At 74.7% G+C, this 20,034-nt stretch carries 14 protein-coding genes; 3 read left to right on the forward strand and 11 right to left on the reverse strand.

Annotated features, from left to right (window positions below):
- Positions 1–6,361 (reverse strand): type I polyketide synthase (locus L6E12_RS33425; protein ID WP_236231919.1); only part of this gene is annotated, 6,361 nt, incomplete at its 3' end.
- A 258-nt stretch (positions 6,362–6,619) separates the two neighbouring features.
- On the opposite strand from L6E12_RS33425, the gene L6E12_RS33430 reads away from it, so the two are divergent.
- On the forward strand, positions 6,620–7,807 hold the full coding sequence (locus L6E12_RS33430) for a macrolide family glycosyltransferase (protein WP_236231920.1): 1,188 nt from the start codon (positions 6,620–6,622) through the stop codon (positions 7,805–7,807).
- Between the two features lie 83 nt (positions 7,808–7,890).
- On the opposite strand, the gene L6E12_RS33435 is transcribed toward L6E12_RS33430, so the two are convergent.
- The 3 genes from L6E12_RS33435 to L6E12_RS33445 form a co-directional block, all read right to left on the reverse strand.
- Positions 7,891–8,031 (reverse strand): hypothetical protein, encoded by a 141-nt coding sequence (locus L6E12_RS33435; RefSeq protein ID WP_236231921.1) that lies wholly within the window; start codon positions 8,029–8,031, stop codon positions 7,891–7,893.
- A gap of 74 nt (positions 8,032–8,105) precedes the next feature.
- On the reverse strand, positions 8,106–8,939 hold the full coding sequence (locus tag L6E12_RS33440) for an ABC transporter permease (RefSeq protein WP_236231922.1): 834 nt from the start codon (positions 8,937–8,939) through the stop codon (positions 8,106–8,108).
- Complete coding sequence (locus L6E12_RS33445) at positions 8,936–9,892, reverse strand: ATP-binding cassette domain-containing protein (RefSeq protein WP_236231923.1); 957 nt, start codon at positions 9,890–9,892, stop codon at positions 8,936–8,938. Before L6E12_RS33445 ends, L6E12_RS33440 begins: the two co-directional genes overlap by 4 nt.
- 92 nt (positions 9,893–9,984) lie before the next feature.
- Between L6E12_RS33445 and L6E12_RS33450 the strand changes: the two genes are divergently transcribed.
- Both L6E12_RS33450 and L6E12_RS33455 read left to right on the forward strand, forming a co-directional pair.
- Positions 9,985–11,865 (forward strand): sensor histidine kinase, encoded by a 1,881-nt coding sequence (locus tag L6E12_RS33450; protein WP_236231924.1) that lies wholly within the window; start codon positions 9,985–9,987, stop codon positions 11,863–11,865.
- 62 nt (positions 11,866–11,927) lie between these two features.
- Positions 11,928–12,581 (forward strand): response regulator transcription factor, encoded by a 654-nt coding sequence (locus L6E12_RS33455; protein ID WP_075974860.1) that lies wholly within the window; start codon positions 11,928–11,930, stop codon positions 12,579–12,581.
- On the opposite strand, the gene L6E12_RS33460 is transcribed toward L6E12_RS33455, so the two are convergent.
- The 7 genes from L6E12_RS33460 to L6E12_RS33490 all read right to left on the reverse strand — a co-directional run.
- A complete protein-coding gene (locus L6E12_RS33460) occupies positions 12,557–13,732 on the reverse strand; it encodes a macrolide family glycosyltransferase (protein WP_240014094.1) in 1,176 nt (391 codons plus the stop codon). The genes L6E12_RS33455 and L6E12_RS33460 overlap by 25 nt on opposite strands.
- A 318-nt stretch (positions 13,733–14,050) precedes the next feature.
- Positions 14,051–15,061 carry a 3-oxoacyl-[acyl-carrier-protein] synthase III C-terminal domain-containing protein gene (locus L6E12_RS35630; protein ID WP_236231926.1) on the reverse strand — a complete coding sequence of 337 codons (1,011 nt, stop codon included), beginning with the start codon at positions 15,059–15,061 and terminating at the stop codon, positions 14,051–14,053.
- Complete coding sequence (locus tag L6E12_RS35635) at positions 15,037–16,266, reverse strand: cytochrome P450 (RefSeq protein WP_236231927.1); 1,230 nt, start codon at positions 16,264–16,266, stop codon at positions 15,037–15,039. Before L6E12_RS35635 ends, L6E12_RS35630 begins: the two co-directional genes overlap by 25 nt.
- Positions 16,263–16,511 (reverse strand): acyl carrier protein, encoded by a 249-nt coding sequence (locus L6E12_RS34630; RefSeq protein WP_236231928.1) that lies wholly within the window; start codon positions 16,509–16,511, stop codon positions 16,263–16,265. Before L6E12_RS34630 ends, L6E12_RS35635 begins: the two co-directional genes overlap by 4 nt.
- Complete coding sequence (locus L6E12_RS33480; RefSeq protein WP_236231929.1) at positions 16,508–18,121, reverse strand: AMP-binding protein; 1,614 nt, start codon at positions 18,119–18,121, stop codon at positions 16,508–16,510. The genes L6E12_RS34630 and L6E12_RS33480 overlap by 4 nt, the downstream gene beginning before the upstream one ends.
- A 54-nt stretch (positions 18,122–18,175) precedes the next feature.
- The gene (locus tag L6E12_RS33485) at positions 18,176–18,862 is read right to left on the reverse strand and encodes a hypothetical protein (RefSeq protein ID WP_236231930.1); all 687 of its coding nucleotides are present in this window, start codon (positions 18,860–18,862) and stop codon (positions 18,176–18,178) included.
- A partial coding sequence (locus L6E12_RS33490) for a 2-isopropylmalate synthase (RefSeq protein WP_236231931.1) occupies positions 18,859–20,034 on the reverse strand: 1,176 nt, incomplete at its 5' end. The genes L6E12_RS33490 and L6E12_RS33485, both read right to left, overlap by 4 nt.

Consider the following 20,034-nt stretch of genomic DNA (forward strand, 5'->3'; position numbering starts at 1 on the left):
CGAGCGGGCGCGCGCCGCGGCGGCGGAACCCGTCGGCGGCGGCCTCGGCCATGCCCGCGCCCGCCCAGGGCCCCCAGGCCACGGCGGTGGCGGGCAGGCCGCGGGCGCGGCGGTCGCGGGCCAGGGCGTCAAGGGCGGCGTTGGCCGAGCCGTAACCGGACTGGCCGGGGTTGCCGGTGATGCCGACGAAGGAGGAGAACAGCACGAACGCGCGCACGTCCCCGACGAGCCGGTCGAGGGCGCGGGCGGCGTCGAGCTTGGCGCGGCGCGTGGCGGCCAGCGAGGCGGCGGTGGTGTTGTCCACCGTGGCGTCGTCGAGGGTCCCGGCGGCGTGCACGACGGTGTCCACCGGGCCGGTCGCGGCGAGCACGGCGGCGAGGGCGTCGGGGTCGGCGGCGTCGCAGTCGGCCAGGGTGACCCGAGCGCCGCGGCGCTCCAGGTCGGCGGCGAGGTCGGCCGCGCGGGAGGCGGTGCGGCTGAGCAGCACCAGGTGCTCGACGCCGCGGTCGGCGAGGTCGCGGGCGACGGCCGCGCCGAGCGCGCCGGTGCCACCGGTGATCAGGGCGGTGCCGCGCGGCCGGAAGGGCGTGCCGGGGCGGGCGGCGCGGTGCAGCCTGCGGACCGCGACGCCCTCGGCGGTGACGGCGAGGTCCACCTCGTCACCGGGGGCGGCCAGGACGCGGCGGGCGCGGTCGACCTGCTCGGCGGTGGCGGCGCGGGGCAGGTCGAGCAGGCGCAGGTCGAGGTCGGGGCGCTCGGTGCGGGCGCTGTGCACCAGCCCGCGCACGGCTGCCTGGTCGGGGTCGGTCTCGGCGTCGCGGGTGAGCACCCACAGGCGCTCGGGCGCGGTCTTCAGCAGGGCGAGCGTGCCCTCGGCGTCGAGCGCGCTGACCAGGGTGGCGTCGCCGCGGTCGGTCGGGTCGACGATGCGGGCGGCCTCGGGGAACGGGTTGTCGCCCTCGGCGGCGATCACGGCGAGCGGCCCGGCGGGGGCGGCGGGGACGGAGGTGGGCTGCCAGCGCACGGCGTGGAACAGCGCGTCCTCGGCCGCTTCGTCGGCGTGCAGCCAGAAGCGGCTGCGCTGGAAGGCGTAGGTGGGCAGGTCGGCGCGCGGGCCCGCCGGGAGCAACGCGTCCCAGTCGAGGTCGACCCCGCCCGCGAACAGCCGGGCCGCGGCGGTGAGCGCGGCCCGCGCCTCGTCGTCGCCCTTGACCGCGGGGACGCAGCCGTCGAGCACCGGGGTCAGGGCCGGTGTGGGGCCGACCTCCAGCACGTGCACGGCGTCCAGGCCCGCGGCGCCCTCGGCGAAGCGGACCGTTTCCCGCACGTTGGCGACCCAGTAGTCGGTGGAGACCGGGTCGACGTCGCGGGCGACGCGCACGAACCGGACCGACGGCTCCCGCCGCTCGACACCGTCCACGAAGGACCTGAACTCGTCCAGCACGGGGTCCATGTGCGCGGAGTGGAACGCGTGGCTCACGGCCAGCAGCGACGCCTTGACCCCACGCGCCCTGTGCTCGGCCACGAGCGCCGACACCGCGTCGGCGTCCCCGGACACCACGACGGAACCCGGCGCGTTGACCGCGGCCAGCTCCACCCCGGCCGCGAGTTCCACTTCGGACTCCGACAGCCCGATGGCGCCCATCGCGCCGCGGGCGGTCACGGCCCCCATCAATGCCCCGCGCTTCACCACGAGGGCGGCGGCGTCCGCCAGGGAGAACACCCCGGCGGCCCACGCCGCGGCGATCTCCCCCACCGAGTGCCCGATCACGACGTCCGGCCGCACGCCCCACGAGGCGAACAGCCGCACCACCGCGACCTCGAAGGCGAAGATCGCGGGCTGGGCGAACCGGGTCTCCGCGATCCGCGAACCCTCGGTGATCGCGTCGCGCACCTCGACGGGGAACAGGTCCACGACCTCGTCCCACGCAGCCCGGAACACCGGGAACGCCGCCGCCAGCCCACGCCCCATCGCCGCGTGCTGCGAGCCCTGCCCGGTGAAGGCGAACGCCGTCCGCCCGGGGCGCGCGACCCCCCGCACCGCGCCGGAGGTCAGCGAGTCCAGCAGTTCGCCCGCTGTCGCGCCGACGCCGACAGCGCGGTGCGGCAGAGCGGTCCGCGACGCCAGCGCGCGGGCGACCGGGACGGCGTCGACCTGGTCGGCGAGCGCGGCGACCTGCGCGGCCAGGGCCTCGGGCGAATGCCCGCTGACCGGCCACAGCACCGGACCGCCCGCGACCTCGGGGCTGCTCTCGATGTCCTGTTGCGACACCGCTTGCTCCAGCACCAGGTGGGCGTTGGTGCCGCTGATCCCGAACGACGACACGGCCGCGCGGCGGGTGCGCCCGGCGGGCCAGGCGTCGGCCTCGGTGAGCAGGCGCACCCCGGTCCACTCGACGTGCTCGGTGGGGTTCTCGGCGTGCAGGGTCGCGGGCCGCACGCCGTGGCGCACGGCCTGAACAGCCTTGACCACGCCGAGCACGCCCGCGGCGGCCTGGGTGTGGCCGATGTTGGACTTGAGCGAGCCGAGCGCCACCGGCTCGACCCGGTCGGCGCCGTAGGTGGCGATGAGCGCGGCGGCCTCGACCGGGTCGCCCAGGCGGGTGCCGGTGCCGTGCGCCTCGACCAGGTCGACGTCGGCGCCGGTGAGGCCCGCGTCGGCGAGGGCGGCGCGGATGACCCGGCGCTGCGCGGCGCCGTTGGGGGCGGTCAGGCCGTTGGAGGTGCCGTCGGAGTTGACCGCGCTGCCGCGGATCACGGCCAGCACGGCGTCGCCGTCGCGACGGGCGTCGGTGAGCCTGCGCAGCACCAGCAGGCCCGCGCCCTCGGCCCAGCCGGTGCCGTCGGCGTCGGCGGAGAACGCCTTGCAGCGCCCGTCGGCGGCGAGCCCGCCCTGCTTGGCGAACTCCGCGAACATGCCGGGGCTGCTCATCACGGTCACCCCGCCCGCGAGCGCGGTGTCCACCTCGCCCTGGCGCAGCGACCGCACGGCCAGGTGCAGCGCCACCAGCGAGGAGGAGCAGGCGGTGTCGACGGTCAGCGCGGGCCCGTCGAGCCCGAAGTGGTAGGCGATGCGCCCGGAGGCGACGCTGGTCGTGGTGCCGGTGAGGACGTGTCCGCCCGCCTCGCCCGCCCGGTGCGCGCGGGGGCCGTAGTCCTGCGGGATGGCGCCGACGAACACCCCCGTGGTGTCCCCGGGGACCCCGCCCGCGCGTTCGAACGCCTCCCAGGCCAGCTCCAGCAGCACCCGCTGCTGCGGCTCCATCGCCGCGGCCTCGCGCGGGGAGATGCCGAACAGGTCGGCGTCGAACTCGGCGGCGTCGTGCAGGAACCCGCCGCGCGCGTCCGCCAGCGCCCACCCGCGGTCGGTCGGGGCGGGGCCGACGGCGTCGCGGCGGTCGACGACCAGCTCCCACAACTGCTCGGGGCTGGTGACCCCGCCGGGCGCGCGGCAGGCCATGGCCACCACGGCGATCGGCTCGCCGGGGTCGACCGCGGCGCGCGCCGGGGTCTCGGCGGTGCCGGTGCAGCCGTTGTCCCACCACGCCGCCAGCGCGGCGGGCGTGGGGTGCTCGAAGACCACCGTGGACGGGACCACGCGGCCCGGTCCGGACAGCCGCTCGCGCAGCTCCTCCAGCAGGACCGAGTCCATCCCCAGGTCGCGGAAGGTGCGGTCGGCGTCGAGCGCGGCGGCGTCCGCGTGGCCCAGCACGGCGGCGACGTGGTCGAGGACGCCCGCCGCGGGCTCGGTGGCGGGCTCGGGGGCGGCGGGCTCGGTGGCGGCACGGCCGTCGCCCGCCCAGTGCCGGGTGCGCTCGAACGGGTAGGTCGGCAGGGAGACCCGGCGCCCGGACCCGGCCAGCGCCGACCAGTCCTCGCCCCGGGCGGTGGCGAACGCGGCGGCGGCACGGGCGGTCAGCGGCTCGTCGTGGCCCTCGCGCAGCAGCGGCGCGGTGGCGACGCCGTCCGCGCGCACGAGGCCGCCGAGGGTCGAGCCGGAGCCGAGTTCGAGGAAGGTCACGGTCCCGTCCGCCACGGCGGCGGACACGGCGTCGTGGAAGCGGACCGGCCTGCGCGCGTGCTCGGCCCAGTACCGCGCCCACTGCTGGGGCTCGAACGCCGTCCACCGCTGCCCGGACAGCGTGGACACGACCGCCACCTGCGGCTCGCGCGGGCGCAGCCTGCCCGCGACCGCGCGCAGGTCGTCCAGGACCGGGTCGAGCAGGTGGGAGTGGAAGGCGTGGCTGACGCGCAGCGCGCTGGTGCGCCGCCCGCGCGCGGCCCAGCGGTCGAGCAGCGCGGCGACGGGTCCGGCGGAGCCGGAGACGACCACGGCGCGCGGGCCGTTGACCGCGGCGAGGTCGACCCCGGGCCCCAGGTCGGCGGTGACTTCCTCGGCACTGGCCTCCACCGCGCCCATCGCCCCGCCTGCCGGGAGCGCGGCCATGAGCGCGCCGCGCGCGACGACCAGCCCAGCCGCCTCGTCGAGGGTCAGCACACCGGCGATCTGCGCCGCGGCGACCTCACCCACCGAGTGCCCGACGAGCACGTCCGGCCGCACGCCCCACTCGGCCAGCAGCCGGGCGAGGGCGACCTGGATGGCGAACAGCGCAGGCTGGGCGAAGGCGGTGTTGTCCAGCGCCGCCGGGTCGTCGCCGTGCAGGACCTCGCGCAGTCGGGGCCCGCCCAGGTGGCGGTCGACAGCGGCGGTGGCCTCGTCGAACGCCTCGGCGAAGGCGGGCACGGCCAGCAGCCCGCGACCGGCGCCGAGCCGCTGCCCGCCCTGCCCGGGGAGCAGGAAGCCGACGCGTCCCGGGGCGGGCTCGACGGGCAGGACCGCCGGTGAGGGGCGGCCCGCCGCGAGGGCGTCGAGGGCTCGATCGGCCCCGGCACGGTCGGTGGCGACCACGACCGCGCGGTGGGCGAGCTTCGCCCGGCCCAGGGCCAGGGTGGCGGCGGTGTCGTCGAGGGACGCAGGCGCGTCGCGCAGCCGCGCCGCCAACGCCCTCAGCGCCGAGCCGGTGCGGGCGCTGAGCACCAGCGCGGCGGGGCCACCGTCGTCCTCTGTGGACTGGGTGTCCTCCGCGGGCTCGGCGGGAGCTGCCCCGCGCACGACGACGTGGGCGTTGGCGCCGCCCATGCTGAACGAGCTGACGCCGCCGACCGCGGTGGCGGGCAGCGGCTCCGGGGCGGTCACCACGCGCAGCCCGAGCGCGTCGAGGTCGATCGCCGGGTTCGGGTCGACGTGGTGCAGCGAGGCGGGCAACTCACCCGCGCGCACCGCCAGCACCGCCTTGAGCAGCCCCGCGGCCCCGGCCGCGCCCTCCAGGTGGCCGATGTTGGTCTTGACCGACCCGACCGGCAGCACCGCGCCGCGCCCGGCGAACACCGCGCCCAGGCCCGCGGCCTCCACCGGGTCGCCCGCGCGCGTGCCGGTGCCGTGCAGCTCGACGAAGTCCACATCGGACGGGGTGATGCCCGCCGCGGCGTGCGCCCGGCGGATGACCTCGGCCTGGGCCGCGGCGCGGGGCACGGTCAGCCCGTCGCCGCCGCCGTCGTGGTTGAGCGCGCTGCCCGCGATCACCGCGTGCACCCGGTCGCCGTCGGCCAGCGCGTCGGCCAGCCTGCGCAGGGCGAACACCACGCCGCCCTCGCCGCGGACGTAGCCGTCGGCGCGGGCGTCGAAGACGTGGCAGCGGCCGGTGGGCGAGAGCGCGCCGAACTCCGCGGTCACCGCGCTGCCCAGCGCGGCGAGGTTGAGGTGGACGCCGCCGGTCAGCACCGTGTCGGCCTCGCCCCGGTGCAGCGCGGCGCACGCCTGGTGCACCGCGACCAGCGACCCGGCCTGCGCGGCGTCCACGGTCAGGCTCGGGCCGGTGAGCCCGAGCACGTGCGAGACCCGGTGCGCCAGCATCCCCCTGGACAACCCGGTCAGCGTGTGGGCGCCCGCGCCCGCCCGGGTGAGCGCGGCGTAGTCGTCGGCCATCGCGCCGAGCACGACGCCGGTGCCGCGGCGCGCGGCGACCTCGGGCGGGGTCCCGGCGTCCTCCAGGGCCTCCCAGGCCAGTTCGAGCACCAGCCGCTGCTGCGGGTCGAGCGCGGCGGCCTCGCGCGGGGACACGCCGAAGAAGGCCGCGTCGAAGGTGTCCACTTCGGCCAGGAAGCCGCCGAGCCGAACCCCGGCCGGGTAGCGGGCCAGGACCTCGGCGGCGTCGGGCCAGCGGTCGGCGGGGACCGGGCGCACCGCGTCGGCGCCCGCGCGCAGCGCGTCCCAGAACGGAGCGGGACCGCTCGCACCGGGCAGCCTGCACGCCAGGCCGACGACGGCGACGGGCGAGACCGCGCAACCGCTGTTCGTCATGCCACCGCCCCGCCTCCCGCACGACCCCGGATTGTCGGCGCGCGACCACCGCCCTGTGCCCGCAGACTGCGCCGATGTTCTGGCGCGAATCTACGATCCGGTTTGTCCAGCCCACACCCCTAAGCACCCCTAATGGGTTCGGGGACGCCGGGCAGGGCCACTGCGCATTGCGGAATTCGGGCGAGTCCGCCGCTGTGGACGACGCGGTGTTAAGTTGAGTCGTCAGCGCCGAGGAAATCCCCCGACCGAGGTGACGCTGTGGGATCGCACATCGCTTTCGTCAACATCACCGGGCACGGGCACGTCCGCCCCACCCTGGCCGTGGTCGCGGAACTGGTCGCGCGCGGCCACCGGGTCACCTACGCCGTCGGGGAGAAGCTCGCCCGCCTCGTCGCGTCGGCGGGCGCGACGCCGGTGCCCTACGACTCCTACGTGGCCAAGACGCCCCCGCCCGCGCAGATGTCGCCGGAGGCGCTGGCCCAGGTGCCGCTGACCTACCTGCGGGAGAACGAGGCGGCGTTCGCCGCCCTGGCGCCGGTGCTCCGCGCCGACCGGCCCGACCTGCTGGTGCACGACCAGACCATGTTCGCCGCGGGCAGGCTGCTGACCCGCGAGCTCGGCGTGGCGGGGGTGCGCACGTTCCCCTCGTTCGCCCAGCACGAGCGGTTCTCGGTGGACGCCCTGGCCGCCCAGCGCTACCGGGTCGACCCCCGCCACCGCGCGTTCGTCGAGTTCCACCTGCGGCTGGTGCAGCTACTGGCCGACAACGGGCTCGCGGGCGCGGACCTCGGCGCCTTCCTCGGCCAGGTCGAGGACCGCAACATCGTGTTCCTGCCCCGGTCGGCGCAGCTTGCCGGGGAGACCTTCGACGAGCGGTTCACCTTCGTCGGCCCGTGCCTGGACCCGGCCGGGACCGAGGGGTTCACCGCGCCGCCGGGCGACGGGCCGCTGGTGCTGGTGTCGCTGGGCTCGGCGTTCAACGACAAGCCGGACTTCTTCCGCTCCTGCGCCGAGGCCTTCGCGGGCGGCCCGGAGCGGGTCGTGATGGCCCTCGGCGGGATCGAGGCCGACCTGGGCCCGCTGCCGCCGAACGTGGTGGCGCACTCCTGGCTGCCCTTCGACGCGGTGCTGGCCCAGGCGGCCGCGTGCGTCTGCCACGGCGGGTTCGGCACCTCGCTGATGGCACTGCACCACCGCACCCCGCTGGTGGTCGTGCCGCAGAACGTGGAGAACGAGTACGCCGCGGAACTGCTCGCCGAGCAGGGTGTCGCCCGGGTCCTGACCCACGAGCAGGCCTCCGGGGCGGCCGTGGTGGCCGCGACCAGGGCGGTGCTGGGCGACCCCGGCGTGACGGGCCGCATCGAAAGGCTGGCCACCGAGATGGCCGAGGCGGGCGGGGTCGCCAGGGCCGCCGACGTCGTCGAAAGCGCCCTGGCCACGGTCTGAGCGGGCCAGGACCCGACAGGCACCCGCGGACGCGGACGGGCCCCGGCGGCGCACCGCCGGGGCCCGTCGCGCTCGTCACAGCGTCAGGCGCGCGCCTTCGGCTTGAGCCGGAAGAACAAGAAGAACAGGAAGAAGAAAGCAAAGAAGAAGAACCAGGAGTTGACGAACCCCAGCAATCCCAAGAATCCGAGCAAACCGATCAGGCCCAACCATCGCTCGCCCATCGGGGAACCCTTTCCATCAGCGGTGCGGCTGCCAAACACTAGCACGGTGGAATTGGTCCTGCCGGACCAGCGGGTTAATCCGTCGCTCGGTTGCGGAATCCGCGGACCCCGGCGATGCCGAATCCGGCGATGGCGACCACGAGGACCGGCACCGACACCCACAGCGGCATCGCCGGGACGACCCCGTCCAGGGTCAGCCCGCGCAGCGCCTCGCTGAAGTAGGTCAGCGGGTTGAGCGCGCTGAGCACCTGGAACCAGAGCAGCGAGTCCAGGGCGGGCCAGGGGAACTGGGTGGCGCCGGTGAACATGATCGGGGTGAGGATCACCGCGAACATGATGTCGATGCGGTGCGGGGGCACGAACGTGCCCAGCGTCATGCCCACCGCCGCGCCGAGCAGCGTGCCGAGCACGCACACGCCCAGCAGCGCGGGGACCGACTCCAGCGGCAGCCGGACCCGGTCGAGCAGCAGGTAGCCCGCCGGGATCATCAGCAGCGCCGAGATCAGGCCGCGGAAGGCGCCGAAGACCATCTTCTCCACCGCGACCCAGCGCATCGGCAGCGGGGCCAGCAGCCGGTCCTCGATCTCGCGGGTGTAGGAGAAGTCGATCGTCAGCGGCAGCGCGGTGTTCTGCAGCGCGCCGACGAACCCGGCCAGCGCGATCACCCCGGGCAGCAGCACCAGGCTGAACTCCCCGGAGACGTACCCCAGGTCACCGAGCACGGTGCCGAGGATGAACAGGGTGAACAGGGGTTGCAGCACCACCTGCGCCAGGAACGAGGGCAGCTCGCGGCCGGTGACGAACACGTCCCGGCTCAGCACGGCCAGGAACGCCCGGCGCGTGTCGCCCGCGGTGTGCGCGGGCACGGCGGGCTCGACGCCCGCGGGCCGGTCGTGGGTCAGGGTCATCGCAGCTCCCGGCCGGTCAGGTGGATGAACACGTCCTCCAGGCTGGGCGTGCCGATGGACAGGTCGGTGACCTGGCAGCTCAGGTCGACCAGCGCCTTGAGGGCGAAGGGCAGCACGGCGTCGGAGTCGGCGCCCGCGTAGAGCCGGTACTGGCCCTCGGCCAGCGCCTCGACCCGCTCGACGTCGGTGACCCCGGACAGCGCCGCGCGCACCTCGTCGCCGGTGGACCCGCGCAGGGCCACCGAGACGGTGATGGTGGTGCGCCCCGGCAGGGTCTTGGTCAGCGCCGCAGCGGTGTCGAGGGCGATGAGCTTGCCGTGGTCGATGATGCCGATCCGGTCGCAGAGCTTCTCGGCCTCGTCCATGTCGTGCGTGGTCAGCACGACCGTCACACCCTGGGCGCGCAGGTCGACGACCCGGTCGTGGACGAACAGCCGCGACTGCGGGTCCAGGCCGGTGGAGGGCTCGTCGAGGAACAGCACGTGCGGGCGGTGCATCAGCGCGCGGGCGATCATGACCCGCTGCGCCTGGCCGCCGGACATGAAGTCCACCCGGGAGGAGGCGAAGTCGGTCAGCCCCATCCGCTCCAGCACCTCGTCGGCCAGCGCGGTCCGGCTCGCCCGGTCGACCCCGTGGTAGGCGGCGTGGAACAGCAGGTTCTGCCGCACGGTCAGGCCGCGGTCGAGGTTGTTGCGCTGCGACACCACGGCCAGCGCCTTGCGGGCGCGGGCGGGGTCGGCGAGCACGTCGACGCCGCCCACCCTGGCGGTGCCGCCGGTGGGCGTGACGCGGGTCGTCAGCACGCCGACGGTGGTGGACTTGCCCGCCCCGTTGGGGCCGAGCAGCCCGAAGACCTCGCCCTCCGGAACGGAGAAGCTCAGCCCGTCGACCGCGGCGACCGGTGAGCGGGGGTAGCTCTTGCGGAGGTCCTCGACTGCCACGGCTTCGGTCACGCCGACAAGGTACGTTCTGCCCGGGGGGCAACGGAACGCACACGGGCCTGCGTTGTCCGAAGATAGGGGTTGGCGATAAGGGGGTGGTCGGTGTGGACGGGTCCACCACCGACCGCGGCCTGACGGCGTACGCCTCGGCGTGGCTGCGGGGCGCCGCACTGGGGGCGTTGGCCCTGCTCGGGCCGGTTGTCCTGCTGCTGTCGTCCGCGGCGGCGACGTTCGGCCACCTGTCGGCAATCAGCGCGTCACGGGCGTTCACATCCCTGACACGACAAGGGGTTCGCCGCTGGTGCGGGATCCCGGTGCCCACCCCCTACCGCGAGCCCCCGGAACCACCGCGCCCCAACGCGCGCGGCCAGTACCGCTACGGCAACCGGTTGCACGACTCCCCCGGCCTGGTGGCCTGGCAGCGGCGTTTGGCTTGGCTGAGCGGCGATCCGGCCACCAACCGGGATTCGGCGTTCCTGCTGGGCGGCCCGTTCGTCGCCGCGGTGACCGCGCTGCTGCCCGTGGAACTGGTGGTGGGCGGGGTCACCCTCGCCTGGGTGACGCCGTGGGCGCTGCTCGCCGTCCCCGCGGGGATCGCGTGTGGACCGGCGGCGGTGCGGCTCTACGGCCGCTGGGCGGCGCGGTTGCTGGGGCCCGCGCCCGAGCGCACGCGCGCGGGGGTGGTGCGCGCCCTCGGCCGCCGCGTCGCGGCGCTGGCCGAACTGGTGCTCGTGGCGCTGTTCGCCGTGCCCGCGGTGGTGCTGACCGCGCTCGTCGCGCTGTCGCTGGTGCCGGGGGCGTGGGTGCTGCCGCTGGCGCAGCGGGTGGTGCGGCCCGCGGTGTCGGCGCAGCGCCCGCTGATCGCCCGGTGGTCGGGCCGGGAAGTGGCCGACCCCTACCTGCCGCCGCCCGAGCCGCCCCGGCCCCGCCGCGACGGGCTCTACCAGCTCGGCAGGACCCTGTTCGACTCGCCCACGCCGGTGGCCAGGGCCCAGCGCCACCAGTGGGTGCTGCGCGACCCGGCCACCTGGCGGGACCTGGTCTGGCTGGCCGTGCAGCCGGTGCTCGGCCCGCTGGCGGCGCTGCTGGTCGCCGCCACCGGCTACGCGGCGTTCGGCCTGGTGTGGCCCTGGCTCTGGCTGGTGCCGACGCGGTGGTGGCTCGACTACGACCCGGCGTTCGCGTGGACCGCGCTCGGCGGGCCCGGCCCGCCCTGGTGGGGGCTGGTCGCGGGGGTCGTCGTCACCGCGGCCGGGATCGCCCTCGCCCCCCTCGCGCTGCGCGGCTACGGCCTGGCGGGCGCGGCGCTGCTGAGCCCGACCGGCGCGGCCTCGCTGGCGCGACGGGTGCGCCAGCTCTCGGACTCCCGCGACGACGCCAACCGGGTGCAGGTCGCTGAGCTGCGCCGGATCGAGCAGGACCTGCACGACGGCGTCCAGGCCGGGCTGGTGGCGATCGGCATGCAGCTCGACGCGGTGGAGGCGCTGGTGGACACCGCGCCGGGCAAGGCCAAGGAGCTCGTCGCCGACGCGCGGCGCAGGCTCGCCGGGACCCTGGTCGACCTGCGGGCGGTCGTGCGCACCATCCACCCCCCCGTGCTGGCCGAGCGCGGGCTGGCCGACGCGGTGCGCGCGCTGGCGCTGGACTCCCCGCTGGAGGTGGAGGTCTCGGTCGACTTCCCCGGCCGGGTCGAGTCGGCGGTGGAGTCGGCGGTGTACTTCGCGCTGCGCGAACTGCTGACCAACGTGGCCAAGCACTCGGGGGCGCGCGCCGCGCAGGTGGAGCTGCGCTTCGACGGCGGCTGGCTGCACGCCTCGGTCCGCGACGAGGGCCGCGGCGGGGTGGACCCGGTGCGCGGCACCGGGCTGCGCGGGATGCGCAGGCGGCTGGGCGCCTTCGACGGCGACCTGTCGGTCGACAGCCCGCCGGGCGGCCCGACGCTGGTCGCGCTGCGCGTGCCGTGCGAGAGCTGGGAGGACGGCTGAGCCGGACACCCGGTTCAGTAAGCTCCCGCTCGACCCCCGCCCGCCTGTGAACCGGAGCGCCCGTGCGTGTCGTGCTCGCCGAGGACCTGCCGCTGCTGCGCGAGGGCCTGACCCACATGCTCACCGCGCGCGGCTTCGAGGTGGTGGAGGCGGTGGCAACTGGGGAGGACCTGGCCGAGGCGCTGCGCAGGCACCGGCCCGACCTGGCCATCGTCGACGTGCGGCTGCCGCCGTCGTTCACCGACGAGGGGCTGCGCGCGGCGCTGGCCGCCCGCCGGGAAACCCCCGGACTGCCGGTGCTGGTGCTCTCCCAGCACGTCGAGCAGCTCTACGCCCGCGAGCTGCTGGCCGACGGCGACGGCGCGATCGGCTACCTGCTCAAGGACCGGGTGCTCGGCGGCGACCAGTTCGTCGACGCGCTGCACCGGGTCGCCGCGGGCGGCACCGCGCTCGACCCCGAGGTGATCTCCGCGCTGCTGGCGGGCAGCAGCCGCCAGGAGCCGCTGGCCGCGCTGACCCCGCGCGAGCGCGAGGTGCTGGAGCAGATGACCGAGGGCCGCTCCAACGCCGCCATCGCCCAGCGCCTGCACCTGAGCGACGGCGCGATCAGCAAGCACACCACCAGCATCTTCGCGAAGCTGGGCATCACCGACTCCCCCGACGACAACCGCCGAGTGCTGGCCGTGCTGGCCTACTTGGACGGCACCCGCTCCTGAGCGGCGGCCACCTCGGCCTCCAGCGCGTCGGCGGCCGCGGCGGCCCCGCCCGCGGACCGCACCGCCTGTTGCATCCGCGCCACCGAGGCCCGCACGGTCGGGTCGCTGGAGACCCGCAGCACGGCCTCGCGCAGCCGCGACGGCGTGGCCTGCGAGGTGGGCAGGTGGGCGCCGACCCCGGTCTTGGCGATGCGGTAGCCGTTGAGGTACTGGTCCCACGCCTGCGGCACGGCCACCATCGGCACGCCGTGGTAGAGCGCCTCCATCGTCGAGCCCATGCCCGCGTGGGTGACGAAGGCCGAGGCGTGCGCGAGCACCTGCTGCTGCGGGACCCACCGCACCACCTCGATGTGCGCGGGCACCCGGCCCAGCGCCGCCGGGTCGGTGAACCGGCCGACCGAGAGCAGCACGTGCCAGTCGAGCGGGGCGAAGGCCGACACGCACCGCCGGTAGAAGTCGAGCTTGTCGTTGTAGGCCGAGCCGAGCGAGACCAGCAGGACCTTGCGGTCGTCCGGCGGGCGCCACGCGTCGGCGTCGTCGACCGGCCGCACGCCGGAGCCGACGAAGGTGTACTGCGGGCCGACCCGCTCGCCGCGCACCTGCCACTCCCGGGGCATCATCACCAGCCCCCGCCGCGAGGCGAACTTGACCTCGTCGGGGGTCAGCGGCACGCCGCGGCCGACCAGGAACGCCGCCATCTCCTCGACCATCCGCGCCATCACGGGGTCCTTCGGCGCCGCGGGGTCGACCCCGAAGTCCTCGGCGATGCCGTCGTAGGGCACGAAGGTGGGCGACACCTGCACCGCGGGCACGCCCCAGGCGTGCGCGAGCACCGGCCCGTGCCAGGCGCACACGTCGTGCACCACCGCGTCCGGCAGGTCATCGGCGTAGGCGGCCTCGACCTGCGGGGTGACCGAGATCAGCTCGTCGAGGAACATCCGGTGCGCGGACAGCTCCTCCTCTGGCCACCGCTGCGCCGGGTCGGCCTCCGAGGGCACCGTCGAGCGGTACCGCACGACCTCGGCCCCGGTGCGCGCGACCACGCCCGCGAACTCGTCGTTGGTGGCGTAGGTGACCCGGTGGCCGCGCCGCACGAGCTCCGCGGCGATCGGCAGCCCGGGGTTCACGTGCCCGTGGGCCGGAACGCACATGAACGCGAAGTGACGACCCACAGCAGGCCTCCCAAAACCCCATGAACCCGCACGAAGGTACTCGTGGCCCCGCGTGCGGGACACCCCTGCACCGGACACTAGGGGTTCGCGGACCCGCCGCGACCTCCCGCTGCACCCTGCCGACGCCGCCCGCGCCAGTGCGGAACTCCCTGTCGCCGTCGCGCCGAGCGCCCGCTCGGCCACGAGGCTGGGCGGGCGCTCGGCGGAGATCGGCTCACCCGTGGACGACGAGGTGCTCCCCGGCTGGTCGACGGCCAGTGGCCGTCCGCGGTGCGGGAGTGGTCGACCTCGCCGGTGTCAGCCGCGTTCCACTACGAGGGCGCTCGCGGTGAAGCCCGCGCCCAGGCCGATCAGCAGCGCGGTGTCCCCCTCGGCGAGCCGGTCGTCGGCCACCAATTCGGTGAGGTTCGCGAGCGTGTCGCCGGGACCGAGGTGACCGGTTCCCTGCCCCGTGAGCACCAAGCGGTCGTGCACCACCTCGGGCAACGCGGCCCGGATCACCTGTGCGGTGGTGCGGGGCCTGATCCGGGGCACGTACACCGCCTTGATCCGGTCGACCTCGGCCAGATCGGCGTCGGCCAGCGCGCGCGTCACCGCGCGCACCACCGTTGCGCGCATCAACCCGGCGTTCTTCACCAGGTCGAACAACCCCGTCCCGGAGCCGCTCGCGGCCGGGATCGGTCGGAACGGGTGGAACCGCGGGAAGGTCGCCTCCAACTCCGCGCAGCCGGACCGGCTCAGCGAACGGACCCGCAGCGGCCCCCGGTCCCGGCACAGCAGCACCGCGGTCCCCCCGTCGCCCAGGACCACCTCGGGCCCGGTGCGCCACCGGTCGTAGGGCAGTTCGTCCGTGTTCATCCCCGTGCACACGAGGGCGTTGCGGGTGTCGGGCTCGACCAGCATCGTGGCGATCGCGGCGTGGAGCCCGGCGTCACCGCCGCTGGACATCTGGGTCACCCCCACCGCGACGCCCTGCTCGACGCCCACCACCCGGGCCAGCCGGTGGGCGGGCGACGCCGGTTCCTCCTCGGTCGCGGACATGCCCGCGTAGCCGAGGAGATCCACCTCCGACGCCGGTACCCGCGCATCCGACAGCGCCGCCGCGGATGCCCGCGACGCCATCTCCCACGCCGCGAGCCCGTCGGCCACCGGCACCTCGCGGCAGATCGACTCCCTGGAGTCGAGGTCGGTCAGCACTCCCGCGCGCACCGCGTCGTGGGCGTGGGACCTCCCCGGGGGCAGCCACGTCGCCGCCGCGGCGATGGACACCCGGCCCGCCACCTTCACCGCGGGCTCCCGTGCAGCCACACCGGCAGCGATTCCAGTCGTCGGTCGAACACCGCCGCGGTCCAGACCAATTCGTCGGCGGGGGTCGCCAGGCTCAGCCGCGGGAACCTGCGGAACAGGGCGGGCAGTGCCACCGCGAGTTCCATCCTGGCCAGCCACGCACCTATGCAGCGGTGCGTCCCGCTGCCGAAGGCGAGGTGCGTCGGCTCGTGCTCGCGGTGCGGGCAGACCGCGTCCGGGTCCGCGTACGCCCGCGGATCGCGGTTGGCCGCGGCCAGCGCCAGCAGCACCGTGGCGTCCTTCGGGATGGTGACCCCGCCCAGTTCGACGTCCTCGGTCGCGAAGCGCCAGTTGGCGAACGGGAAGGGCGGGTGGTGCCGGAGCAGTTCCTCGACGGTGGTCGCGACCTCGGTGTCATCGGCCAGCGCGCGCTTGAGGAGGTCCGGCCTGCTGCTGAGGACGACGGTCCCGTGGGACATGGCGGTCGCGGTGGTGGGCGGCCCCCCGATCAACAGCGCCATGACCGTGCTCAGCAGGTCCCGGAGGCCGGTGGGTTCCGGTGCGGACAACAGCGCGGAGATCAGGTCGTCGCCGGGGTCGGTGCGCTTGCGCTCGACCGTCGCCACGATCAGGTCGATCAGCTCGTGGTACGAGTCGACCATCTCGGGGCTGGCGGGGTGCTCGTCGGACAGCAGGTGCCGCACCAGCCGGGCCACGTCGGGCCACCGGTCGGGGTCGATGCCGACCACCATGCCGATCACACTTGCGGGCAGCGGGTCGGCGAAGCCGGACATCAGGTCCACCGGCTCATCGCCCGCCTGCCGACTGAGTTCCGCCAGGCGGTCGAGGTGTTCGCCCACCACCCGCTCGATGCCTGCCCGCCAGCGGGTGACGGCGCCCGAGGACAGCTCGGCGTTGACCAGCGCACGCAGCCGCCGGTGCTCGGCGCCGTCGGTGTTGAGCATGTGCCTGCCGGTGGAGCTGAGCATGTCCTCGGGGATCCGCCGTCCGCCGAACTTGTGCTTCGGCGAACTCAGCAGCCGGGGATCGGAAGACAGCCGCTCGTCGCGCAGACCGGCCCGGACGTCGTCGTACCTGGTCACCAGCCACACCGGCGGCCCCTCGGGCAGCACCACCCGGTGCACGGAGGCTTCCTCTCGCAACGCCGCGTAGTGCTCGACGTTGTCGGCGTCGTTGGGCAACCGCAGCATCGTCGGCGGCTTCACGTGCGCACCCCGCCTTCGAACAGGGCGGCCAGCCCGGCCACCGTCCGCGCCCCGATCAGGTCGTCCTCGTTGACCTTCACCCCCATCTCCTGCTCGACGCCCGCGACGGCGTCCAGCAGTCGCAGCGAGTCGACGTTGGGCAGGTGGGCGAGCATGTCATCCGGCCGGATGCCCTCCGGGGGGATCTCCAGCACCCGCGCCAGTTGGCCGGTCAGGAGTCCCATCGTGTTGAACTGCGTGCTCACAGCTGTTCCTCCTTCGCCTGCAGCCCGCGGCGGATCTCCGCGCGCCGCCACTTCCCGCTGGTGGTCCTCGGCAGTTGGTTGCGCGCGACGGTGTGCACCACGGCCCCGGACAGGCCGAGCCGTTCGCCGATGGCCCGCCGGACCGCCTCGGCGACCGCCGCCCGATCCGGTTCCACGGTCTCCACCACCACGACGACCCGTTCGTTCTCGTGGTCGGCCACGGCCGCGCAGTGGCGCCGGTAGACGCCGGGCACGTGCCGCACCACCGCTTCCACGTCCTCGGCGTGCACGTTGCGCCCGTGGACGATGATCATGTCCTTGATCCGGCCGGACACGTGGATCTCGCCGCCGCGCAGGAAACCGCGGTCGCCGGTGCGCAGCCACCCCCCGCGCAGGACCTCCCCGGTGGCCGCGGGGTCGTGCAGGTAGCCGCTCATCAGGCTCGTCCCGCTGACCTCCAGCTCACCGACGTGGTCCTCCGGGAGCGCCGTCCCGTGCGCGTCGACGACCCGGACCCGCGTCCCCGGCAGCGGAGGGCCCTGACCGACCAGTTCCCAGCCGGAGCCCCCGGCGAGCGTGCGAATCGGCTGACCGTCCACCAGGGACGTGCGGTCCACGGTCACCCTGCTCGGCGCCAGGCCGGGTCGGCCGATGGAGATGCCCGCGCAGAACTCGGCCATGCCGTAGGCGGGCGTCATCGCCGTGCCGGGCAGTCCGTACCGGCCCAGCACCTCGGTGAAGCGGTCGACGGTGCCCGCCGAGACCTGTTCCCCGCCGTTGAGCGCGAGCCGCCACCGGCCGAGGTCGACACCGGGCAGGTCGCCCGCCGCCGCGGTGGTGGCCAACCGGTCGTAGGCGAAGTTCGGTCCGGTGCAGATCGAGACACCGTGCTCGGTGAAGTAGCGCAGTGCTCCCGCGGGGTCCTTGATGAACGTCGCCGGGGTGGTCAGGTGCATGTCGAAGCCCGCGCACAGCGAGATCATCAAGCCGATCATGCCGAAGTCGTGGAACAGCGGGAGCCACTGGTAGCCGACGTCGGCAGTGCTCATCTCGCAGCGCTCGATCGGGGCTGTGGCGGCGCTGAGCACCGCCTGGTGGGTCAGGGACACCGCGCGCGGCCGGGCGGTGCTGCCCGAGGTGAACTGCACGATGGCCTGATCGCCACCGGCGATGACCAGGTCAGTCGGCCTGCGGGACAGGACCGGGCAGGAGCCCGCGTCGATGACGGTGAGCCCGGGACAGCGCTCGACCACCGGGCCGAGCACGGCGGTGAACGGGTGGCCGGTCACGACGTGGCGGATTCCCACCGCCCGGATGTGGGCGGCGAGTTCGTCGGCGACCGCGTCGGCGTCGCGGGCCGCCGCCGGCATCGGCAGCACGCAGGCAGCGGCGCCGCTGGACATGGTGCCGATAAGCGCCGGCAGGAAAGCGGGCGTCGTCGGCAGCAGGATGCCCACCACGTCGCCCTGCCCGGCGCCTGCCCTGAGCAATTCGGCGGCGAGGCCGTTGGCCCGGTGGACCAGGTCGACGCGGGTGAGGACCTCACCGGAATCGGGGAAGAAGAAGCGACCACCAGCCGTCCCTTCCGGACAGGACAGCACTTCGATCACGGTTGCGCGTTCAGGCGTGACACCGACCGTCATGTTCTCTCCCGTGAAGCCGTATCAGTGGGGGGTGCTCTGGGGGTTCTTCCGACAGGACAGCGAGTACTTCTTCGCGAGGTGGGCCAGGTAGGCGTCGGGGCCGCCGTGTGCGTGGTCCTGGGCGCCGTGGCGGATGTGGGTCAGGGTGCGGTCCGGACGCAGTTCCAGCGTGGTCGTCGCTCGGCGGTCCTCGGTGGGGCGGCCGTCGTCGAGGTCCAGCACGTGAACGTGGTCGGCGAAGGTTTCCCGGGCCTGGGCGGCGGAGGCCACCGGTGGGTGGCCGGTGCGGTTGGCGCTGCTGACGTGCAGGACGTCGATGCCGTCGAAGACCGGGGTGAGGGGTGTCCAGCGGGCGCCGAAGAGCAGGGTCTTGCCGCCCCGGGTGGCGGGTGCGATCCACGCCGGGTGGGCGGTCACCGGCACCAGCAGGGTGACCAGTTCCTCCACCAGCAGTGTGCACGCCAGTTCTCGGGCCGGGTCGTCGAGGGCGGTGTGGGGGGCGAACTCGGCCCACCGGTGGTCGTCGACGATCCACAGCGCGACCGCCTGGTCCGCGGGCCTGCCCTTGGCGGTGTTGACCGCGTCCGGGCTCGTCGCGGCGACGACGCTGGTCAGGGGGTGGGGGTTGGGCAGCACCACCGCCCCTCCCCCGCGCAGGACGTCTCGTGCTCCGGTCAGCGCGGTGCCGGTCGGAGTCGTGCCGTTCACGCGACGGCCGCGGAGTCGCGCAGGGTGTCCAGGTAGTCGGTGAAGACCTCGTCGGAGATGACAGGGTGATTGCGGCGGAACGCCTCCGACTTCACCCACGCCAGCGCGGCAGCGGTTTCCTGCCTGCTCAGCTCGTAGCCAAGCCGAGAGGCCACCGCGCGCAACACCCGGCCGCTGGCCAGATGAGTCAGCAAGACAGTCGGCTCGATACCGAGCACGACCTTCGGGTCGAACGGCTGAAACGTCGCCAGACGCACGAACGGGGTACCGGTCGAGATGGTGCCCACACCGGTACCCACAATCGGAGTGGTCACAGTGATCGGCAGACCGGTTTCCGCCGCGACCATGCGGGCGATCACCGGAAGCCGAGTCAGATCCGGCGCGGTATGCCACAGCTCGGCACCCGCGCCCAACAAATCGTCAGTGCGGTACGCGAGCAAGAACAGCAACTGTTCGGTGGCGACCATGCCGCTACGCTCGGCCACACCCAACCACGACGACGAGACGCCACGCACTCCGGCGCGGACAGCCTCCAGGGTATTGACCAGGCCCAGCCCGAGGTCGTTGTGCAGGTGCGTCACGAACACCACGTCCGCACCCGCCCGCGCCCGCAACTCGGCGAACAGCCCACCGGCGCGCGTGTGCAGCATGTCCCCGGTCGTATCGGCGATGACGATCAAACCCGCGCCCGCTGCGGTCAGCTCGTCGGCGGCCGCAGCCATCAACGCGACGTCACCACGCGGCGCGTCGGCGAAACAGACGTCCGGGACCACGTCCATCCCAGACTCGACCACCAGGCGCACCAACCCGACCGCCTCGCGCAACGCCTCGGCGGCGGTGCCGTGCACCATCGCGTCCGCGATCTCGTCCGAGGCGGGCACCACGATCATGATGCGGGCGTGCCGGGCACCCGAGACGCAGCGGCACGCCTGCAGAACGTCTTCGGGCGTGGCCCGACACACCGCCGCAGGGCTCACCCGGTCCCCCGCCTCCAACGCAACCCGCCGCGTCGCCTCGAACTCCTCACGACACACCGCCGGGAACCCCGCCGCGAACACCACGTGCCGCGGCCCGTCGGCGCCGAACACCGCCCCCTGCGCCCGCGCCAACTCCACCCGGAAATCCGCACTCATCAACGTCTTGCCCTGAGCGCCATCCCGAGCAGATTCCTC

This window comes from Actinokineospora sp. PR83, assembly GCF_021056305.1.
GTDB classification, from domain to species: domain Bacteria; phylum Actinomycetota; class Actinomycetes; order Mycobacteriales; family Pseudonocardiaceae; genus Actinokineospora; species Actinokineospora spheciospongiae.